Origin of the sequence: Micromonospora palomenae, from assembly GCF_007829925.1 — a bacterium.
Classification (GTDB): domain Bacteria; phylum Actinomycetota; class Actinomycetes; order Mycobacteriales; family Micromonosporaceae; genus Micromonospora; species Micromonospora purpureochromogenes.
This window is the reverse complement of the sequence record NZ_VIXA01000001.1, coordinates 1,624,353-1,639,318: the sequence shown is the minus strand read 5'-3', so window position 1 is coordinate 1,639,318 and position 14,966 is coordinate 1,624,353. Positions and strand designations below refer to the sequence as shown.

General features: G+C 72.8%; 14 protein-coding genes. 10 read left to right on the top strand and 4 right to left on the bottom strand.

Annotated elements, in window-relative coordinates:
* Positions 1-31: 31 nt before the first annotated feature.
* The 3 genes from FHX75_RS07325 to FHX75_RS07315 form a co-directional block, all read right to left on the bottom strand.
* Positions 32-718, bottom strand: a complete 687-nt coding sequence (locus FHX75_RS07325) for a response regulator (RefSeq protein WP_154937349.1) — start codon at positions 716-718, stop codon at positions 32-34.
* Positions 719-815: 97 nt separating this feature from the next.
* Positions 816-2,006, bottom strand: coding sequence for a sensor histidine kinase (locus FHX75_RS31940; protein ID WP_154937346.1), 1,191 nt, complete (start codon positions 2,004-2,006; stop codon positions 816-818).
* 222 nt (positions 2,007-2,228) lie between these two features.
* A complete protein-coding gene (locus FHX75_RS07315) occupies positions 2,229-3,143 on the bottom strand; it encodes a RecB family exonuclease (protein WP_154937343.1) in 915 nt (304 codons plus the stop codon).
* 81 nt (positions 3,144-3,224) lie between these two features.
* Between FHX75_RS07315 and FHX75_RS07310 the strand changes: the two genes are divergently transcribed.
* The 3 genes from FHX75_RS07310 (at position 3,225) to FHX75_RS07300 (ending at position 6,055) form a co-directional block, all read left to right on the top strand.
* Positions 3,225-4,379, top strand: a complete 1,155-nt coding sequence (locus FHX75_RS07310; protein ID WP_211364356.1) for a site-2 protease family protein — start codon at positions 3,225-3,227, stop codon at positions 4,377-4,379.
* A gap of 65 nt (positions 4,380-4,444) precedes the next feature.
* Positions 4,445-5,398: a tRNA (adenine-N1)-methyltransferase gene (locus FHX75_RS07305; protein ID WP_154938906.1), complete on the top strand. Its 954-nt coding sequence runs from the start codon at positions 4,445-4,447 to the stop codon at positions 5,396-5,398.
* 81 nt (positions 5,399-5,479) lie between these two features.
* Positions 5,480-6,055, top strand: a complete 576-nt coding sequence (locus tag FHX75_RS07300; protein WP_154937340.1) for a hypothetical protein — start codon at positions 5,480-5,482, stop codon at positions 6,053-6,055.
* A gap of 78 nt (positions 6,056-6,133) precedes the next feature.
* On the opposite strand, the gene FHX75_RS07295 is transcribed toward FHX75_RS07300, so the two are convergent.
* Positions 6,134-6,430 carry a ferredoxin gene (locus FHX75_RS07295; protein ID WP_154937337.1) on the bottom strand — a complete coding sequence of 99 codons (297 nt, stop codon included), beginning with the start codon at positions 6,428-6,430 and terminating at the stop codon, positions 6,134-6,136.
* 177 nt (positions 6,431-6,607) lie between these two features.
* On the opposite strand from FHX75_RS07295, the gene arc reads away from it, so the two are divergent.
* The 7 genes from arc (at position 6,608) to prcA (ending at position 14,867) form a co-directional block, all read left to right on the top strand.
* On the top strand, positions 6,608-8,389 hold the full coding sequence (gene arc, locus FHX75_RS07290; RefSeq protein ID WP_154937334.1) for a proteasome ATPase: 1,782 nt from the start codon (positions 6,608-6,610) through the stop codon (positions 8,387-8,389).
* Positions 8,390-8,538: 149 nt separating this feature from the next.
* Positions 8,539-10,608, top strand: a complete 2,070-nt coding sequence (locus FHX75_RS07285; protein WP_211364355.1) for a hypothetical protein — start codon at positions 8,539-8,541, stop codon at positions 10,606-10,608.
* Between the two features lie 58 nt (positions 10,609-10,666).
* Complete coding sequence (dop, locus tag FHX75_RS07280) at positions 10,667-12,184, top strand: depupylase/deamidase Dop (RefSeq protein WP_154937330.1); 1,518 nt, start codon at positions 10,667-10,669, stop codon at positions 12,182-12,184.
* Positions 12,185-12,290: 106 nt separating this feature from the next.
* Positions 12,291-12,506, top strand: coding sequence for a ubiquitin-like protein Pup (locus FHX75_RS07275; protein ID WP_074477166.1), 216 nt, complete (start codon positions 12,291-12,293; stop codon positions 12,504-12,506).
* Positions 12,507-12,692: 186 nt separating this feature from the next.
* Positions 12,693-13,214: an endonuclease VII domain-containing protein gene (locus FHX75_RS07270; protein WP_246157771.1), complete on the top strand. Its 522-nt coding sequence runs from the start codon at positions 12,693-12,695 to the stop codon at positions 13,212-13,214.
* Positions 13,133-13,972, top strand: coding sequence for a proteasome subunit beta (gene prcB / locus FHX75_RS07265; protein WP_211364354.1), 840 nt, complete (start codon positions 13,133-13,135; stop codon positions 13,970-13,972). The genes FHX75_RS07270 and prcB overlap by 82 nt, the downstream gene beginning before the upstream one ends.
* 61 nt (positions 13,973-14,033) lie before the next feature.
* Positions 14,034-14,867 (top strand): proteasome subunit alpha, encoded by an 834-nt coding sequence (prcA, locus tag FHX75_RS07260; RefSeq protein WP_154937324.1) that lies wholly within the window; start codon positions 14,034-14,036, stop codon positions 14,865-14,867.
* Positions 14,868-14,966 lie beyond the last annotated feature (99 nt).

Sequence of the window (14,966 nt, the reverse complement as noted above, 5' to 3'; positions counted from 1 at the left end):
TGACCACTGCGGGACCCGGGGCGAGGAAGCCTCACTGCCGGGGACGCACCAGGCCCGTCTCGTACGCCAGCACCACCGCCTGCACCCGGTCGCGCAGCCCCAGCTTGGTCAGCACGTGCCCCACGTGGGTCTTGATGGTGGTCTCGCTGACCGACAGCGCCCGGGCGATCTCGGCGTTGGACAACCCGCGCGCCACCTGCACCAGCACCTCCCGCTCCCGTTCGGTGAGCGAGTTGAGCGCCTTCGGCGGGGTGGCCGCCGGGTCGGGCAGCACGTCGGCGAAGCGGTCCAGCAGCCGCTTGAGGATGCGTGGCGCGACCACCGCCTCCCCGGCGGCGACCGTGCGGATCGCGGTCACCAGATCCTCCGCCGGCACGTCCTTGGCCAGGAAGCCGCTGGCCCCGGCGCGCAGCGCACCCACCACGTACTCGTCCAGGTCGAACGTGGTGAGGATGAGCACCCGCACCGGCAGCCGGGCGTCGACGATGGCCCGGGTGGCCGCCACCCCGTCCATCCGGGGCATCCGGATGTCCATCAGCACCACGTCCGGCAGCAGCCGGCGGGACAGCTCCACCGCCTCCTGGCCGTCCCCGGCCTCGGCCACGATGTCCAGGTCCTCCTCGGTGCCCAGCACCATCCGGAAGCCGGTACGCAGCAGCGGCTGGTCGTCGGCGAGCAGGATCCGCACCGGCCGTGCCGCCGCCGTACCGTCGCTCATGAGCTCTCCCTGTCCTGCTGGTGGTGCGGTCGGTCGCCCGTGCGGTGGTGCCGCGCCGGCGCGGCCCGGCCGGCGTCGCCCGCCCGGTGCTCCCGGGTCACGCCGCGGCCCCGACCGACTCCACCGGGATCCGCGCCGACACCCGGAAGCCGCCGCCCGGCCGGGGACCGGTCCGCAGGGTCCCACCGTAGAGGCCGACCCGCTCCCGCATGCCGACCAGGCCGTGCCCGATCCGGTCGGGTCCCGGTCCCGGCCCGCGCCCGGTGTCGGTGACCTCCACCGTCAGGTAGCCGTCGGCGACGGTGATTCGCACCTGCGCGGTGGCCTCCCCGGCGTGCTTGAGCGCGTTGGTCAACGCCTCCTGCACGATCCGGTAGACGGTCAGTGACACGCCCTCCTCCACCGGCCCGGGCGTGCCCTCGACGTGCAGGGTCACCGGCAGGCCCGCCTCCCGTACCTGCTCGACCAGCGTCTCGATCCCCGCCAGGCCGGGCTGTGGGGTCAGGTCCGCCGCCGGCTCCGCGTCCGTGCGCAGCACGTCCAGCAGGCGGCGCATCTCCCGCAGGGTGACCCGGCTGGTGTCCTCGATGGTGGCGATCGCCTCGTCGGCGGCGTCCGGGTCGCGGCGCAGCACCCGACGCGCCCCGGTGGCCAGCACCCCCATCACGCTCACGTGGTGGGCGACCACGTCGTGCAGCTCCCGGGCGATCCGGCGCCGCTCGTCGGCGACCGCCTGCTCGGCCAGGGAACGCTGGTTCTCCTCGGCCACCCTGGCCCGCTCCCGCAGCGCCCGCACCGACGTGCGCCGCGCCTGCACCGCCCGCCCCACCGCGTACGACAACAGGGCGATGAGCAGGTTGTTGAGCAGCAGGTAGCCGGGGCTCACCGCCAGCACCCCCTCCGGCGGGGCGACCAGGTTGGCCACCCCCACCGGCATCCAGAGCAGCACCGCGGCCAGCGCCGCCTGCCGCGCCGGCCGGCGCGCGGCCATCGTGTACGTCAGGACCATGAACGCGAGGCCCTGCGTGCCGGGCGCGAGCTTGAGCAGCACCGGCAGCATCAGGGTGGCCACGGCCAGACCCACCGCCGTCCACGGGGCGACCCGGCGAAGCGCCACCGGGGCGGCCGCGAGCAGGCTCCACGCCAGCGCGCCCGGCATCCGCCCGGGCCAGAACTCCGGCGGGGTCAGCAGCAGGAAGGCGACCTCCAGCAGCACCAGGGCGGCGGCGAAGAGCGCGTCACCGGCGAGCGGTCGGCGCTGCCACCATCGCGCGGGTCCGTCGGTCATACCGCGACGCTAGCCGCCGCCCGGCGCGCCAGGTCGTCGCCGACGGTGAACCCGCCCTCCTCCTCAGGGAGGAGACTGTCTCCGCCCGGTCGTGGTGCGGAGCTGGACGGCGGCCGGTCACTGCCTGTATCGGGGCCGGTCGAACGGGGTGCCGAGCCGCCGATCACTGCTCGGCGCCGACGGGCGGTCGGGCCGGGTGTCGGGCGGTGCGGGGACGGACGGTCACTCGTCGGCGCCGGGGGCGGCCGGGCCGGAGCGGGCGTCGCGCAGCGGGTCGGCGGCCGCCGACCGGTCCGGGAACGGCGGCGGGGTGCCCCCGAAGGTCGGGCAGTGCGCCTGGTGGCTGCACCAGTCGCAGAGCCGGCTCGGCCGGGGCCGGAAGTCCTGCCGCTCGGTGGCCTGCTCGATGGCCTGCCAGAGTGCCACCACCGTGCGCTCGAAGCGCAGCAGCTCCTCGGCGTCGGGGGAGTAGTCGCAGACCTCCGCGTCCTTGAGGTAGAGCAGGCGCAGCACCCGCGGCACCACCCCCCGGGTGCGCCACAGCACCAGCGCGTAGAACTTCAGCTGGAACAGCGCGCGCGCCTCGAACGCCTCCCGGGGCGCGCCGCCGGTCTTGTAGTCGACCACCCGCAGCGCGCCGTCCGGCGCGACGTCGAGGCGGTCGAGGTAGCCCCGGATGAGCAGCTGCTCGTCGACCACCGCCGAGATCAGGCTCTCCCGCTCGGCCGGCTCCAGCCGGCGCGGGTCCTCCACCGCGAAGTAGCCCTCCAGCAGCCCGGCCGCCGAGCGCAGGAACTCGGCGGTGCCCGCCTCGTCGCCCGGGTCGAACAGGCCGGCCAGCTCGGGCTGTTCGGTGACCAGCCGGTCCCACTGCGGGGCGACCAGACCACCGGCGGCGTCCGGCGTGCGCCCGCCGGCCGGCAGGTCGAACAGCCGCTCCAGCACCGCGTGCACCAGGGTGCCCCGGGCCTGCTCCACCGTCGGGCGCTCGGGCAGCCGGTCGATGCTGCGGAACCGGTAGAGCAGCGGGCAGGTCTTGAAATCCGCCGCCCGCGACGGCGACAACGACGCCCGGACGGTGGCCGGCAGCGCCGCCGCCGGAGTGGCCTGCTCGTCGATCACCGGTTCCGCCGTCATGCTCCGAAGGTTAGGGCACCGGTGTGACAGGGCCGTGATCGGCGCACCGGAGCATGATCCGCGCGGCGTAGCATCGGGGCGGTGAAACCCCGCAGCCGAGCGCCCCGCCGGTCCGGCCGGCGCACCGGCCTGACCGTGGGCCGGGTCTTCGGGGTGCCGCTGCACGTCAACGTGTCGATGCTGCTGCTGACCCTGCTGATCACCGTGACGTACGCCGAGTTCGCCCGCGACCGGCTCGACCTCGGCCCGCTCGGCGGCTACCTGATCGGCCTCGGCTTCGTCGTCTCGCTGCTCGGCTCGGTGCTGCTGCACGAGCTCGGCCACGCGCTGACCGCCCGCCGGTACGGCATCGGTGTGCGCGGGATCACCCTGGAACTGCTCGGCGGCTACACCGAGATGGAGTCCGACGCCCCCACCCCCCGGGTCGACCTGCTGGTCTCCCTGGCCGGGCCGGCGGTCTCCGCCGTGCTCGGCGCGATCGCCGTCGGCGTCACCATGGCGCTGCCCCCGCACACCCTGGCCCACCAGCTCGCGCTGCAGGTGGCGCTGAGCAACGTGATCGTCGCGCTGTTCAACATCCTGCCCGGGCTGCCGCTGGACGGCGGCCGGGCGCTGCGCGCCGCCGTCTGGGCACTCACCCGGGACCGGCACCGGGCCACCGAGATCGCCGGCTGGGTGGGGCGCGCCGTCGCGGTCGGCACGGCGGTGCTGGTGGTGCTGCTGACCGTCCAGCGGCTGCTGGTGCCGCTGGCCCTGCCGCTGATGCTGCTGGTCGCCGTCACCCTCTGGCGCGGCGCCGGCCAGTCGATCCGGTACGCCCGGATCAGCCGCCGGGTCCCGCTGATCGACCTGGCCCGGCTCGCCCGGCCGGTCTTCGGCGTGCCCACCGGCACCCCGCTGGCCGAGGCGCAGCGCCGGCACGCCGCGCAGGCGCCGGCCGGGGCGGCGGTCACCGTGGTCGACGGCGCCGGCCGGCCGGTCGCCCTGGTGGACCCGGCCGCGGCGGACGCCGTACCCCCGGAACGCCGGCCCTGGGTGGTGGTGGACGCGGTGGCCCGGCCGCTGGACCGGCTGCCCGCGCTGCCGGCCGGGGCCGCCGGCGACCGGGTGATGGAGACGGTGCAGCGCCACCCGGCCGCACAGTACGTGGTGACGGCAGGCGAAGATGTGGTCGGCGTTCTGCACATCGGGGATCTCGCCCAGGTCCTCGAACCCACACGGAAGATGAACAGGTGACCGCAGCACATCCCCCCGCCCTCCCGGCCGAGAACGGCACCCCGGCGCCCGTCGCCGTCCCGGACCTGCCCCCGGTGCACCGGGGGCCGTTCCGCCCCGGCGACCGGGTGCAGCTGACCGACCCGAAGGGGCGGATGCACACGGTCGTCCTGGAGCCCGGCAAGGCGTTCCACACCCACCGCGGCATCCTGGAGCACGACGCGCTGATCGGGCAGCCCGACGGCAGCGTGGTGACCACCTCCGGCGGCGGCACCGCGTTCCTCGCGCTGCGCCCGCTGCTGTCGGACTACGTGCTGTCGATGCCGCGCGGCGCGCAGGTGATCTACCCGAAGGACTCGGCGCAGATCGTCGCGATGGGCGACATCTTCCCCGGCGCGAAGGTGCTGGAGGCGGGCGCCGGCTCCGGGGCGCTGACCTGCTCGCTGCTGCGCGCCGTCGGCACCGGCGGCGAGCTGCACTCGTACGAGATGCGCGACGACTTCGCCCAGATCGCCCGGCGCAACGTCGAGTCCTTCTTCGGCGCCCCGCACCCAGCCTGGAAGCTGCACGTCGGCGACGTCGCCGACTGCCCGGAGACCGGTTTCGACCGGATCATCCTGGACATGCTCACCCCGTGGGAGACCCTCGACATGGTCGAGCGGGCGCTGCTGCCCGGCGGCGTGTTCATCGGCTACGTCGCCACCACCCCGCAGCTGTCCGAGCTGGTGGAGGCGCTGCGCGAGCGCGGCGGCTGGACCGAGCCGCGGGCCTGGGAGTCGCTGGTGCGCGACTGGCACGCCGAGGGCCTGGCCGTCCGCCCGGACCACCGGATGATCGCGCACACCGCGTTCCTGGTCTCCGCGCGTAAGCTCGCCCCGGGCGTCACCGCCCCGCCGCGGCGTCGCAAGCCCAGCAAGGGCGCCGAGGCGTACGCCGAGCGCAAGCAGGCGCTGCGCGAGGCGGCGGCGGCCCGACAGGCGGCGGCCGCCCAGGCCGCCGGGGTGGAACCCGCCGCGACGGACGAGGCGGACGCGTCGTGACGGCGGAGCGGGGCGGCTGGGAGTGAGCGGGCGGATTCCGCCGGCCGGTGCGGGTCGGCGGCGCGACCTGGGGGAGATGGCATGAGTCGGCCGGGCTTCGGCGGTGGTGGGGATCTGCCGGCGGTGTTCCCGGACTGGTCGCCCTACCAGGACCTCGAATCGGCGGCGCGGGCCTACCTGCGGGACCCGGACATCGCCCTGGAGGCGCTCGGTGGGGTGCTGCGCGGGGCGTCCGTGCTCGGTTTCACCCTGGAACGCTTCGTCAACGAGGTCAACGGGGTGTGGCAGGAGGTCGTCGTCTGCGACGGCAGCCGCCTGGTGCTCTGGCACGGCGAGGACGTGCCGCCGGGGGAGGGGCCGCCCGGGTCGATGACCTCGTCGCTGCGGGTGGTGCCGGTCTCCACCGTCACCGAGGTCGGCTGCCGGCGGCGGCTGACCCGCGCCGACAGCGGCGAGGTCCGGGTCGACAGCATCGACGTCTACCTGCTGCTGACCTCGCTGGACGAGGCGCCGCCCGGCGACGAGGTCGTGGGGGCGCCCCGGCACGACGCGCTGCGCTTCGGCAAGACGCTCGACGACGGCGGCGCCGGCCAGATCGCCCGGCTGGAGGAGTTCGCCCGGCTGGTCGCCTCCGTGGTGGGCCGCCCGGTGCTCTGAGCGCCCGACCGACGCACGCGGGGCCGCGGACGACATCGTCGTCCGCGGCCCCGTAACGTCTGTGCCCGCTCGGGCGGGTCAGTCCTCCTCGGCCTCCGGGCCGGCCACCTCGACGCCGTCGCTGCCGCGCACGACGTGGATGCAGTCGCCCGGGCACTCCTTCGCCGAGTCGATCACCTCCAGGCGCAGGTGCTCCGGCACGTCCACCCGGCTGCCCGGGGCCAGTCGCAGTTCGCCGTCGGGGCCCTTGACGTACGCCAGGCCGTCGACGTCGAACTCGAAGACCTCCGGCGCGTACTGCACGCAGAGCCCGTCGCCCGTGCAGAGATCCTGGTCCACCCAGACCTGAAGCTGGTCCGTCACGACCTCCGCCACGATGCACCCCCCATGTTCTCCCGTCCCACGCCCCGACGGTACCCGAACGCCCGTACCCGACCCGGAGGCGACCCTTGGCGATCAAGGTTCGGTGACGAGGGCGTTGCGTAGGACCGAATCGCGCTCATAGCGGCTAGTGTTAGGGCAGAACGTTCAAGCCCCCCGGGGAGGTGGGACGTGGCACGCAGCGACGACGCGGACTCGCGCGCCGCACGGTGGGAAAAGGAAGCCCACGATCTCTCCACGCAGGTCGCGTTCCTGCAAGAGGAACTCGCTCTGGTGCGGCGCAAGTTGACCGAAAGCCCCCGACACGTCCGGCAGCTCGAAGAGCGGCTGGCGGCCACCCAGGCACAGTTGGCGCGGCTGACCGAGAACAACGACCGGCTCGTGAGCACCCTCAAGGAGGCTCGCGCGCAGATCGTGACGCTCAAGGAGGAGATCGACCGGCTGGCGCAGCCACCGAGTGGCTACGGCGTCTTCCTCGCGCGGCACGACGACGGCACGGTGGACATCTTCACCGGCGGACGCAAGCTCCGGGTCGCCGTCTCGCCCTCGCTGGACGCCGCCGAGCTGCGGCGTGGCCAGGAGGTCCTGCTCAACGACGCGCTCAACATCGTCGACGCCTTCGGCTACGAGCGGGTCGGCGAGGTGGTGATGCTCAAGGAGATCCTCACGGGTCCCGACGGCAGCGCCGGCGACCGCGCGCTGGTGGTCTCGCACTCCGACGAGGAGCGCATCGTGCACCTCGCGGAGACCCTGATCGGCTCGCCGATCCGGGCCGGCGACTCGCTCATGATCGAACCCCGCTCGGCGTACGCGTACGAGCGGATCCCGAAGAGCGAGGTCGAGGAGCTCGTCCTGGAGGAGGTGCCCGACGTCGACTACGGCGACATCGGTGGCCTCCAGTCGCAGATCGAGCAGATCCGCGACGCGGTGGAGCTGCCCTTCCTGCACGCCGACCTGTTCCGCGAGCACCAGCTCCGGCCGCCGAAGGGCATCCTGCTCTACGGCCCGCCCGGCTGCGGCAAGACGCTGATCGCCAAGGCGGTGGCCAACTCGCTGGCCAAGAAGATCGCCGAGCGCCGGGGTGAGGAGAAGCACACCAGCTTCTTCCTCAACATCAAGGGCCCCGAGCTGCTCAACAAGTACGTCGGCGAGACCGAGCGGCACATCCGGCTGATCTTCCAGCGGGCCCGGGAGAAGGCCGGCGAGGGCACCCCCGTCATCGTCTTCTTCGACGAGATGGACTCCGTCTTCCGCACCCGCGGCTCCGGCGTCTCCTCCGACGTCGAGAACACCATCGTCCCGCAGCTGCTCAGCGAGATCGACGGTGTGGAGGGGCTGGAGAACGTCATCGTGATCGGCGCCTCCAACCGGGAGGACATGATCGACCCGGCCATCCTGCGCCCCGGCCGGCTCGACGTGAAGATCAAGATCGAGCGTCCGGACGCCGAGGCGGCCAAGGACATCTTCTCCAAGTACATCCTCTCCGGGCTGCCCCTGCACCCGGACGACCTCGCCGAGCACGGCGGTGACCCGCAGGCCACCGTGGCTGCGATGATCGACGCGGTCGTGCTCCGGATGTACTCCGAGACCGAGGAGAACCGCTTCCTCGAGGTGACCTACGCCAACGGCGACAAGGAAGTCCTCTACTTCAAGGACTTCAACTCCGGCGCCATGATCCAGAACATCGTCGACCGCGGCAAGAAGATGGCGATCAAGGAGTTCCTCACCTCCGGACGCAAGGGCCTGCGCCTGCAGCACCTGCTCGACGCCTGCGTCGACGAGTTCCGCGAGAACGAGGACCTGCCCAACACCACCAACCCGGACGACTGGGCCCGGATCTCCGGCAAGAAGGGCGAGCGGATCGTCTACATCCGCACGCTCGTCTCCGGCGGCAAGGGCGCTGAGGCCGGCCGGTCCATCGAGACCGCCAGCAACACCGGCCAGTACCTCTGACCGGACGACGACGAAGCCCCGCGGCGCCCGCGCCGCGGGGCTTCCTCGCATGTCACGACACGTTCACCTGGGCGATGCGTCCCCAGGGAGTGGAATGCCGGACTCGTCGGTAGACTTCGCACACCGCCGTCGACCGTCCGAGGAGCTTCGTGTCGTCCGAGGTCACCGTCGTCGACCCGCCCGCCACGGCGGTCGAGGACGCGCACCCGCCCGCCCCGACCCGGCGCCCCTGGCGGCGGGTCCCGGTCGTGCTCGCGGCGCTCGTGGCGGCCTGGGCCGTGCCCGCCGCCACGCACGCCCTGCACGGCGACCGGCTGCTGCCGCCGCTCGTCCTGCTCGCCACCGCCAGCGTGCTGCGCGGCGGCCGTACCCTGCTCGACCGGCTGGTGCTCGCGTTCGCCCTGCTGCTCGGCGCGGCCACCGCCGGCGGACTGCTCTTCGCCGTCTGGCCCTGGGGCATGCGGCCCGTGCCGCTGACCGGCCTCGCCCTCACCGTGGTCGTCCTCGCCGCCGCCGGGCTGCGCCGCCGCCCCCGCCTGCCGCGCCCCGGCTGGGTCGACCTGTTCCCCGTCGCCGGCACCGCCGCGATGCTCACGTACCTCGCCGCTCCCTGGCAGCGCGCCACCGACCTCGCCGACCAGCTGACCATCCTCGCCCGCGGCGAGGACAACTGGCGGCACCTGGCCCTCTTCGACGTCGTCGGCCGCCTCGGCGGCTACGCCTTCGTCGACCCCGCCGCCGCCAAGGACCAGATCCTCTCCCAACTGCTCTACTACCCCCAGGGCTGGCACCTGGTCACCGCCCTGCTCGACGGCTTCCTCACCCCCGTCGGCGCCGCGCCCCGCGGCCCCGCCGCCGTCGACCACTACGCCGGCTGGCTCATGGCCAGCTTCGGACTCCTCGTGCTGGTGCTGCTCTGGGCCGCGCACCGCATCGCCGGGCCCGTCCACCCGCTGCACCGCATCGTGCTCACCGTCGTCGTCGGCGCCCTGATCCTCGGCACCCAACTGCCCCGCCTGCTCGTCTCCGGCTACCCGACCGAGATCCTCGGGCTCGCCCTCACCGTGCTGCTCGCCGCGCTGGTCGGCCGGCCGCTCGCCAACACCCGCGAACAGGTCGTCCTGCTCGCCGCGCTGCTCGTCGCCATCGGCTTCACCTACTACCTGTTCCTCCCGCCCGCCGCCGTGCTGGTGCTCTGCTGGGTGCTCGGCCACCGGCGGGAGGCGCTGCGCCGCTGGCGCACCGTGCTCGCCGTCGGCCTCCTCACCGCCCCCCTCGCCCTGGTCGCCCCGCTGCTCGGCGTGCTCCGCGCCAAGCAGACCGAGGCGCTGGCCGTCAACGGCGGCATCGAGGCCCGCACCGAAGCCTGGCGCGCCCTTATTTGGCTGGGCGGCATCGTCGGGGTGGCCCTGCTCGTCCAGGTCCGCCGCGCCGACCCCACCTGGCGGCGCTGGCTGCTCGTCGCCGCCATCGGCGTCGCCCTGCCGCTCGGCATCGCCCGGTACAACACCACCTCCGGCGTCGAGCCCGGCTACTACTTCATCAAGTCCACCCACCTGGCCACCGCGCTGCTCGTCGTCGGCGCCGCCGCCGTGGTCCGGCTGCTGCCCGTACCCCGGCCCGGCCGGTCCCGGCGCGGCGTCGCGACCACCGTCGCCGGCGTCCTCACCGGCGTCGTCGTCATGGCCGTCGCCGTGACGCTCTGCGGCGTCACCGGCTGGCACCCCAGCCTGCTCATCGCCAACGAGCGGACCTGGACGCAACGGTGGGTGCACCAGGACCTGCACCTGCCGTCCAAAGAGGCGTGGGTCTGCGCCGCCGCCGCGCAGCGGTACCCCGACCTGCCCGACACCACCACCATCGTCCTCGACCGCGGCCCCTACCGGGGCTACGTCGAGACCCTCTGCGTCGACGCCCTGCACGGCACCACCGCGCGCACCGAACCCGGCGTATACAACCTGGACTTTCTCGAACCCGAACGCACCGACCAGATCGTCCGGCGGGTCTCCGGGCCGATCCGCTTCATCACCGCCGACCCCCGCGCCGAACGCCGGATCCAGCGGCTGATCAGGAAGGACCCGTCGCTGCGGCACCGGGTCAGCTTCGTTCCCCTCACCGTTCCCGAGTGCGACGTGCTCCCCTCCGAGCCGCCCCCCGTGCCCGGCACCCCGCCCGCGACACCCGCGCCGCCTGTGCCGGCGTGCCCCTCTACGCCCTGAGGCGGACTACGCTCGACGTGACGGGGGACCGGGTCGGGCGAGCGAAGCGGGTAGGTCGATGAGCGTAAGACGGATCATGGGCACCGAGGTCGAGTACGGGATCTCCGTGCCCGGCCAGGCCGGAGCCAACCCGATGGTCACCTCCTCCCAGGTGGTCAACGCCTACGGAGCGCGCCCCGAACTCAACCGTGGCGGCCGGGCGCGCTGGGACTACGAGGAGGAGTCGCCACTGCGCGACGCCCGCGGCTTCACCTACTCCGGAGCCGCGTACGACCCCGCCGAGGCGCTCGCCGACGAGGACCTCGGCCTGGCCAACGTGATACTCACCAACGGCGCGCGGCTCTACGTCGACCACGCCCACCCCGAGTACTCCACCCCCGAGGTGACCAACCCGCTGGACCTGGTGCGCTGGGACAAGGCGGGGGAGCGGGTGATGGCCGAGGCCGCCCGCCGCGCCGCCACCATCCCGGGCACCCACCCGATCCACCTCTACAAGAACAACACCGACAACAAGGGCGCCAGCTACGGCGCGCACGAGAACTACCTCATGCGCCGGCAGACCCCGTTCGCCGACATCGTGGCGTACCTGACGCCGTTCTTCGTCACCCGGCAGATCGTCTGCGGCGCCGGCCGGGTCGGCATCGGCCAGGACGGCGGCCAGAGCGGCTTCCAGATCTCCCAGCGGGCCGACTTCTTCGAGGTCGAGGTCGGCTTGGAGACCACCCTCAAGCGGCCCATCATCAACACCCGGGACGAGCCGCACGCCGACGCCGACAAGTACCGGCGGCTGCACGTCATCATCGGCGACGCCAACCTCTCGGAGATCTCCACCTACCTCAAGCTCGGCACCACCGCGCTGATCCTCACCATGATCGAGGAGAAGGCGCTCGGCGCCGACCTGGGCATCGCCGACCCGGTCAGCGAACTGCGCGCGGTCAGCCACGACCCGTCGCTGAAGCACCTGATGCGGATGCGTGACGGCCGCCGGCTGACCGCCCTCGACGTCCAGTGGGCCTACCTGGAGCGGGTCCGGTCCTTTGTCGACGACCGGTACGGCGACGACGTCGACGAGCAGACCACGGACGTGCTGGACCGGTGGGAGAGCGTGCTGGACCGGCTCGGCCGCGACGCGTTCCTCTGCGCCGACGAGCTGGACTGGGTGGCCAAGCTGCGGCTGCTGGAGGGCTACCGGGAGCGGGAGAAGCTCGGCTGGGGCTCGCACAAGCTCCAACTGGTCGACCTGCAGTACTCCGACGTGCGCCCGGAGAAGGGCCTCTACCACCGGCTGGTGTCCCGCGGGTCGATGAAGACGCTGCTCGACGACGAGCAGACCCGCACCGCGATGGTCCAGCCGCCGGAGGACACCCGCGCCTACTTCCGCGGCCGCTGCCTGGCCCAGTACGCCTCCGAGGTGGTCGCCGCCAGCTGGGACTCGGTGATCTTCGACGTCGGCCGGGAGTCGCTGGTCCGGGTGCCGATGATGGAGCCGGAACGGGGCACCCGCGCGCACGTCGGCGCCCTGTTCGACCGGTGCGAGAGCGCCAAGGACCTGCTGGAGACGCTCACCGGCGGCTGACCGGCCGCCGACGTACGCCCGTCGGGTGCCGCGAGCCGGCGCGCGGCGGGCTTTTCGTCGCTCAGGCGAGGTAAGTTCATCGCAGACGATCGTGGAGGAGGCAGCCATGGCCACTCGTGACAGCGGCGGGCAGTCGCAGTCGGGCAAGGCCCGTCAGGGCGAGGAGATCGAGGACGTCACCACCGAGGCGAACCCGGAGGTTGCCGAGCGGCACGCCGAGATCACCGAGGACGTCGACGACCTGCTCGACGAGATCGACTCCGTCCTCGAGGAGAACGCCGAGGAATTTGTCCGTGGATACGTACAAAAGGGCGGTCAGTAGACATATCGGGCTAAATCGGACATGCCGGCTCCTTTGGATGATAGGGACGGTCGACGCCGGTGCCGCGACTGTGGGGACTGGAAGCTGCTCGAGGATTTCTGTTCGAGCAGTAAGCGTCCCAGCGGTCGCGGCAGCTACTGCAAGCCGTGCTTCAACGAGCGGTCGAAGGCCAGCTACGCCAAGCGGGTGAGGGACGAGCGCGGCCGGGAGGTGAAGGCTGCTCGGGAAGTCCAGGAAGGGCACCGCTTCTGCGCCGACTGTGGAACCGTCAAGCCCGTGGCCGACTTCCCCCGTAACCGCTCCGACAGCACCGGCTACGCCACCTACTGCAAGCCGTGTCACAACGCCCGCACGCGGGAGACCAAGCTGCGTCTCTACGGCGGGGATCGCGAGTACCACCTGCGCCGCCGCCACGGCGTGGGGCAGAAGGAGTTCGACCAGCTCCTGGCCGAACAGGGCGGCGTCTGCGCGATCTGCGGCGGCGAAGATCCGCAACACCTGGACCACGATCATCGCACCGGATGGGTGCGCGGGATACTCTGCTTCAACTGCAACGGTGGTCTTGGCCAGTTCCGTGACAGTCCCACGAGGCTGGCCAGGGCGATCACGTACCTGAGAGGAACCACGTGGCAGCGGGCTTTGATCCATCCGGGCGTCTACCAGATGTGTTCACCAACGCGGGGACGTCCTCCTTCACCTCGTTCCTGAGCAGGGTGGCCCCCGAGATGCTGCCCGGCCGACGGCCGCTGCCGCCGGGCATGGCCGCCGACCTGGCGCCGCACGCGACGACCATCGTGGCCATCTCGGGCGCCGGTGGCGTGGTGATGGCCGGCGACCGGCGGGCCACCATGGGCAACCTGATCGCCCAGCGCGACATCGAGAAGGTGCACCCGGCCGACGCGTACTCGCTGGTCGGCATCGCGGGCACGGCCGGCATCGGCATCGAGCTGATGCGACTGTTCCAGGTGGAGCTGGAGCACTACGAGAAGATCGAGGGCGCGATGCTCTCGCTCGACGGCAAGGCCAACCGGCTCGCCTCGATGATCCGCGGCAACCTGGGCGCGGCCATGCAGGGGCTCGCGGTCGTGCCGCTCTTCGCCGGCTTCGACCTGGCCGCCAAGGACCCGGCGACGGCCGGCCGGATCTTCAGCTTCGACGTCACCGGCGGCCCCTACGAGGAGACCGGCTACGACGCGATCGGCTCGGGCTCGCTCTTCGCCAAGTCCGCCCTGAAGAAGCGCTTCCGCGCCGGGATCTCCCTGGACGACGCGGTCCGGCTCGCCGTCGAGGCGCTCTACGACGCCGCGGACGACGACACCGCCACCGGCGGCCCGGACCTGACCCGGCGGATCTACCCGGTGGTGATGACGGCGACGGCCGACGGCACCCACCGGCTCACCGACGCCGAGACGGCGGCGATCGCCGAGGCGGTCGTGGCCGCGCGGATGGAGAACCCGGGCGGCTGAGGCCCGCTCCCACCTCACAGTCAGCAGTCGTCAGCACAGCGCCCGAAGGAGAACCGCCGCCGTGGCCATGCAGTTCTACGCCTCGCCCGAGCAGATCATGCGCGACCGCTCCGAGCTGGCCCGTAAGGGCGTCGCCCGGGGTCGCAGCGCGGTGGTCCTGAGCTATGCGGGCGGGGTGCTCTTCGTCGCGGAGAACCTCTCCAGCGCCCTGCACAAGGTCAGCGAGATCTACGACCGGATCGGCTTCGCCGCGGTCGGCCGTTACAACGAGTTCGAGAACCTGCGCCGGGCCGGCGTGCGGATGGCCGACCTGAACGGCCTGAGCTACGACCGGCGCGACGTCACCGGCCGGGCGCTGGCGAACGCCTTCGCGCAGACGCTGGGCTCGATCTTCACCGAGCAGTCCAAGCCGTTCGAGGTGGAGATCTGCGTCGCGCAGGTGGGTGCCACCGCCGAGGACGACGAGCTGTACCGGATCACCTACGACGGTTCGGTCAACGACGAGCCCGGCCGGATGGCCATGGGCGGTCAGGCCGAGGCGATCACCGGGGTCTTGAAGGCGCAGCACCGGCCGGAGATGACGTTGAGCGAGGCGGTGCGGGCGGCCGTGCAGGCGCTGAGCAGCGTCGGCGGTGAGGGTGGGGCGGCCAGGACGATCGCCGCCAACCAGCTGGAGGTGGCGGTCCTGGACCGGCACCGGGTGGGGCGTACCTTCCGGCGGGTCACCGGGGCCGCGCTGACCGCGCTGCTCGACGGGGACGCGGCGGGTGACGCCCCGCCGGCCGGCGGCCGGGCGAAGACGCCGACGGTGCCGACGGAGGAGGCGCACAAGCCGACCACCTCGGCCGCCTCGGCGGACCTGGAGGGTCAGCCGGAGGAGACGCCGGAGGCGTAGCGGTACCTGGTTCGCGGGGGTCGGGGATTTCCCCGGCCCCCGCGGCATGTCCGGGTCCGCGCGAGCCGCCGGGCCGCGGAACGTGCCGTCCGTCGCCGG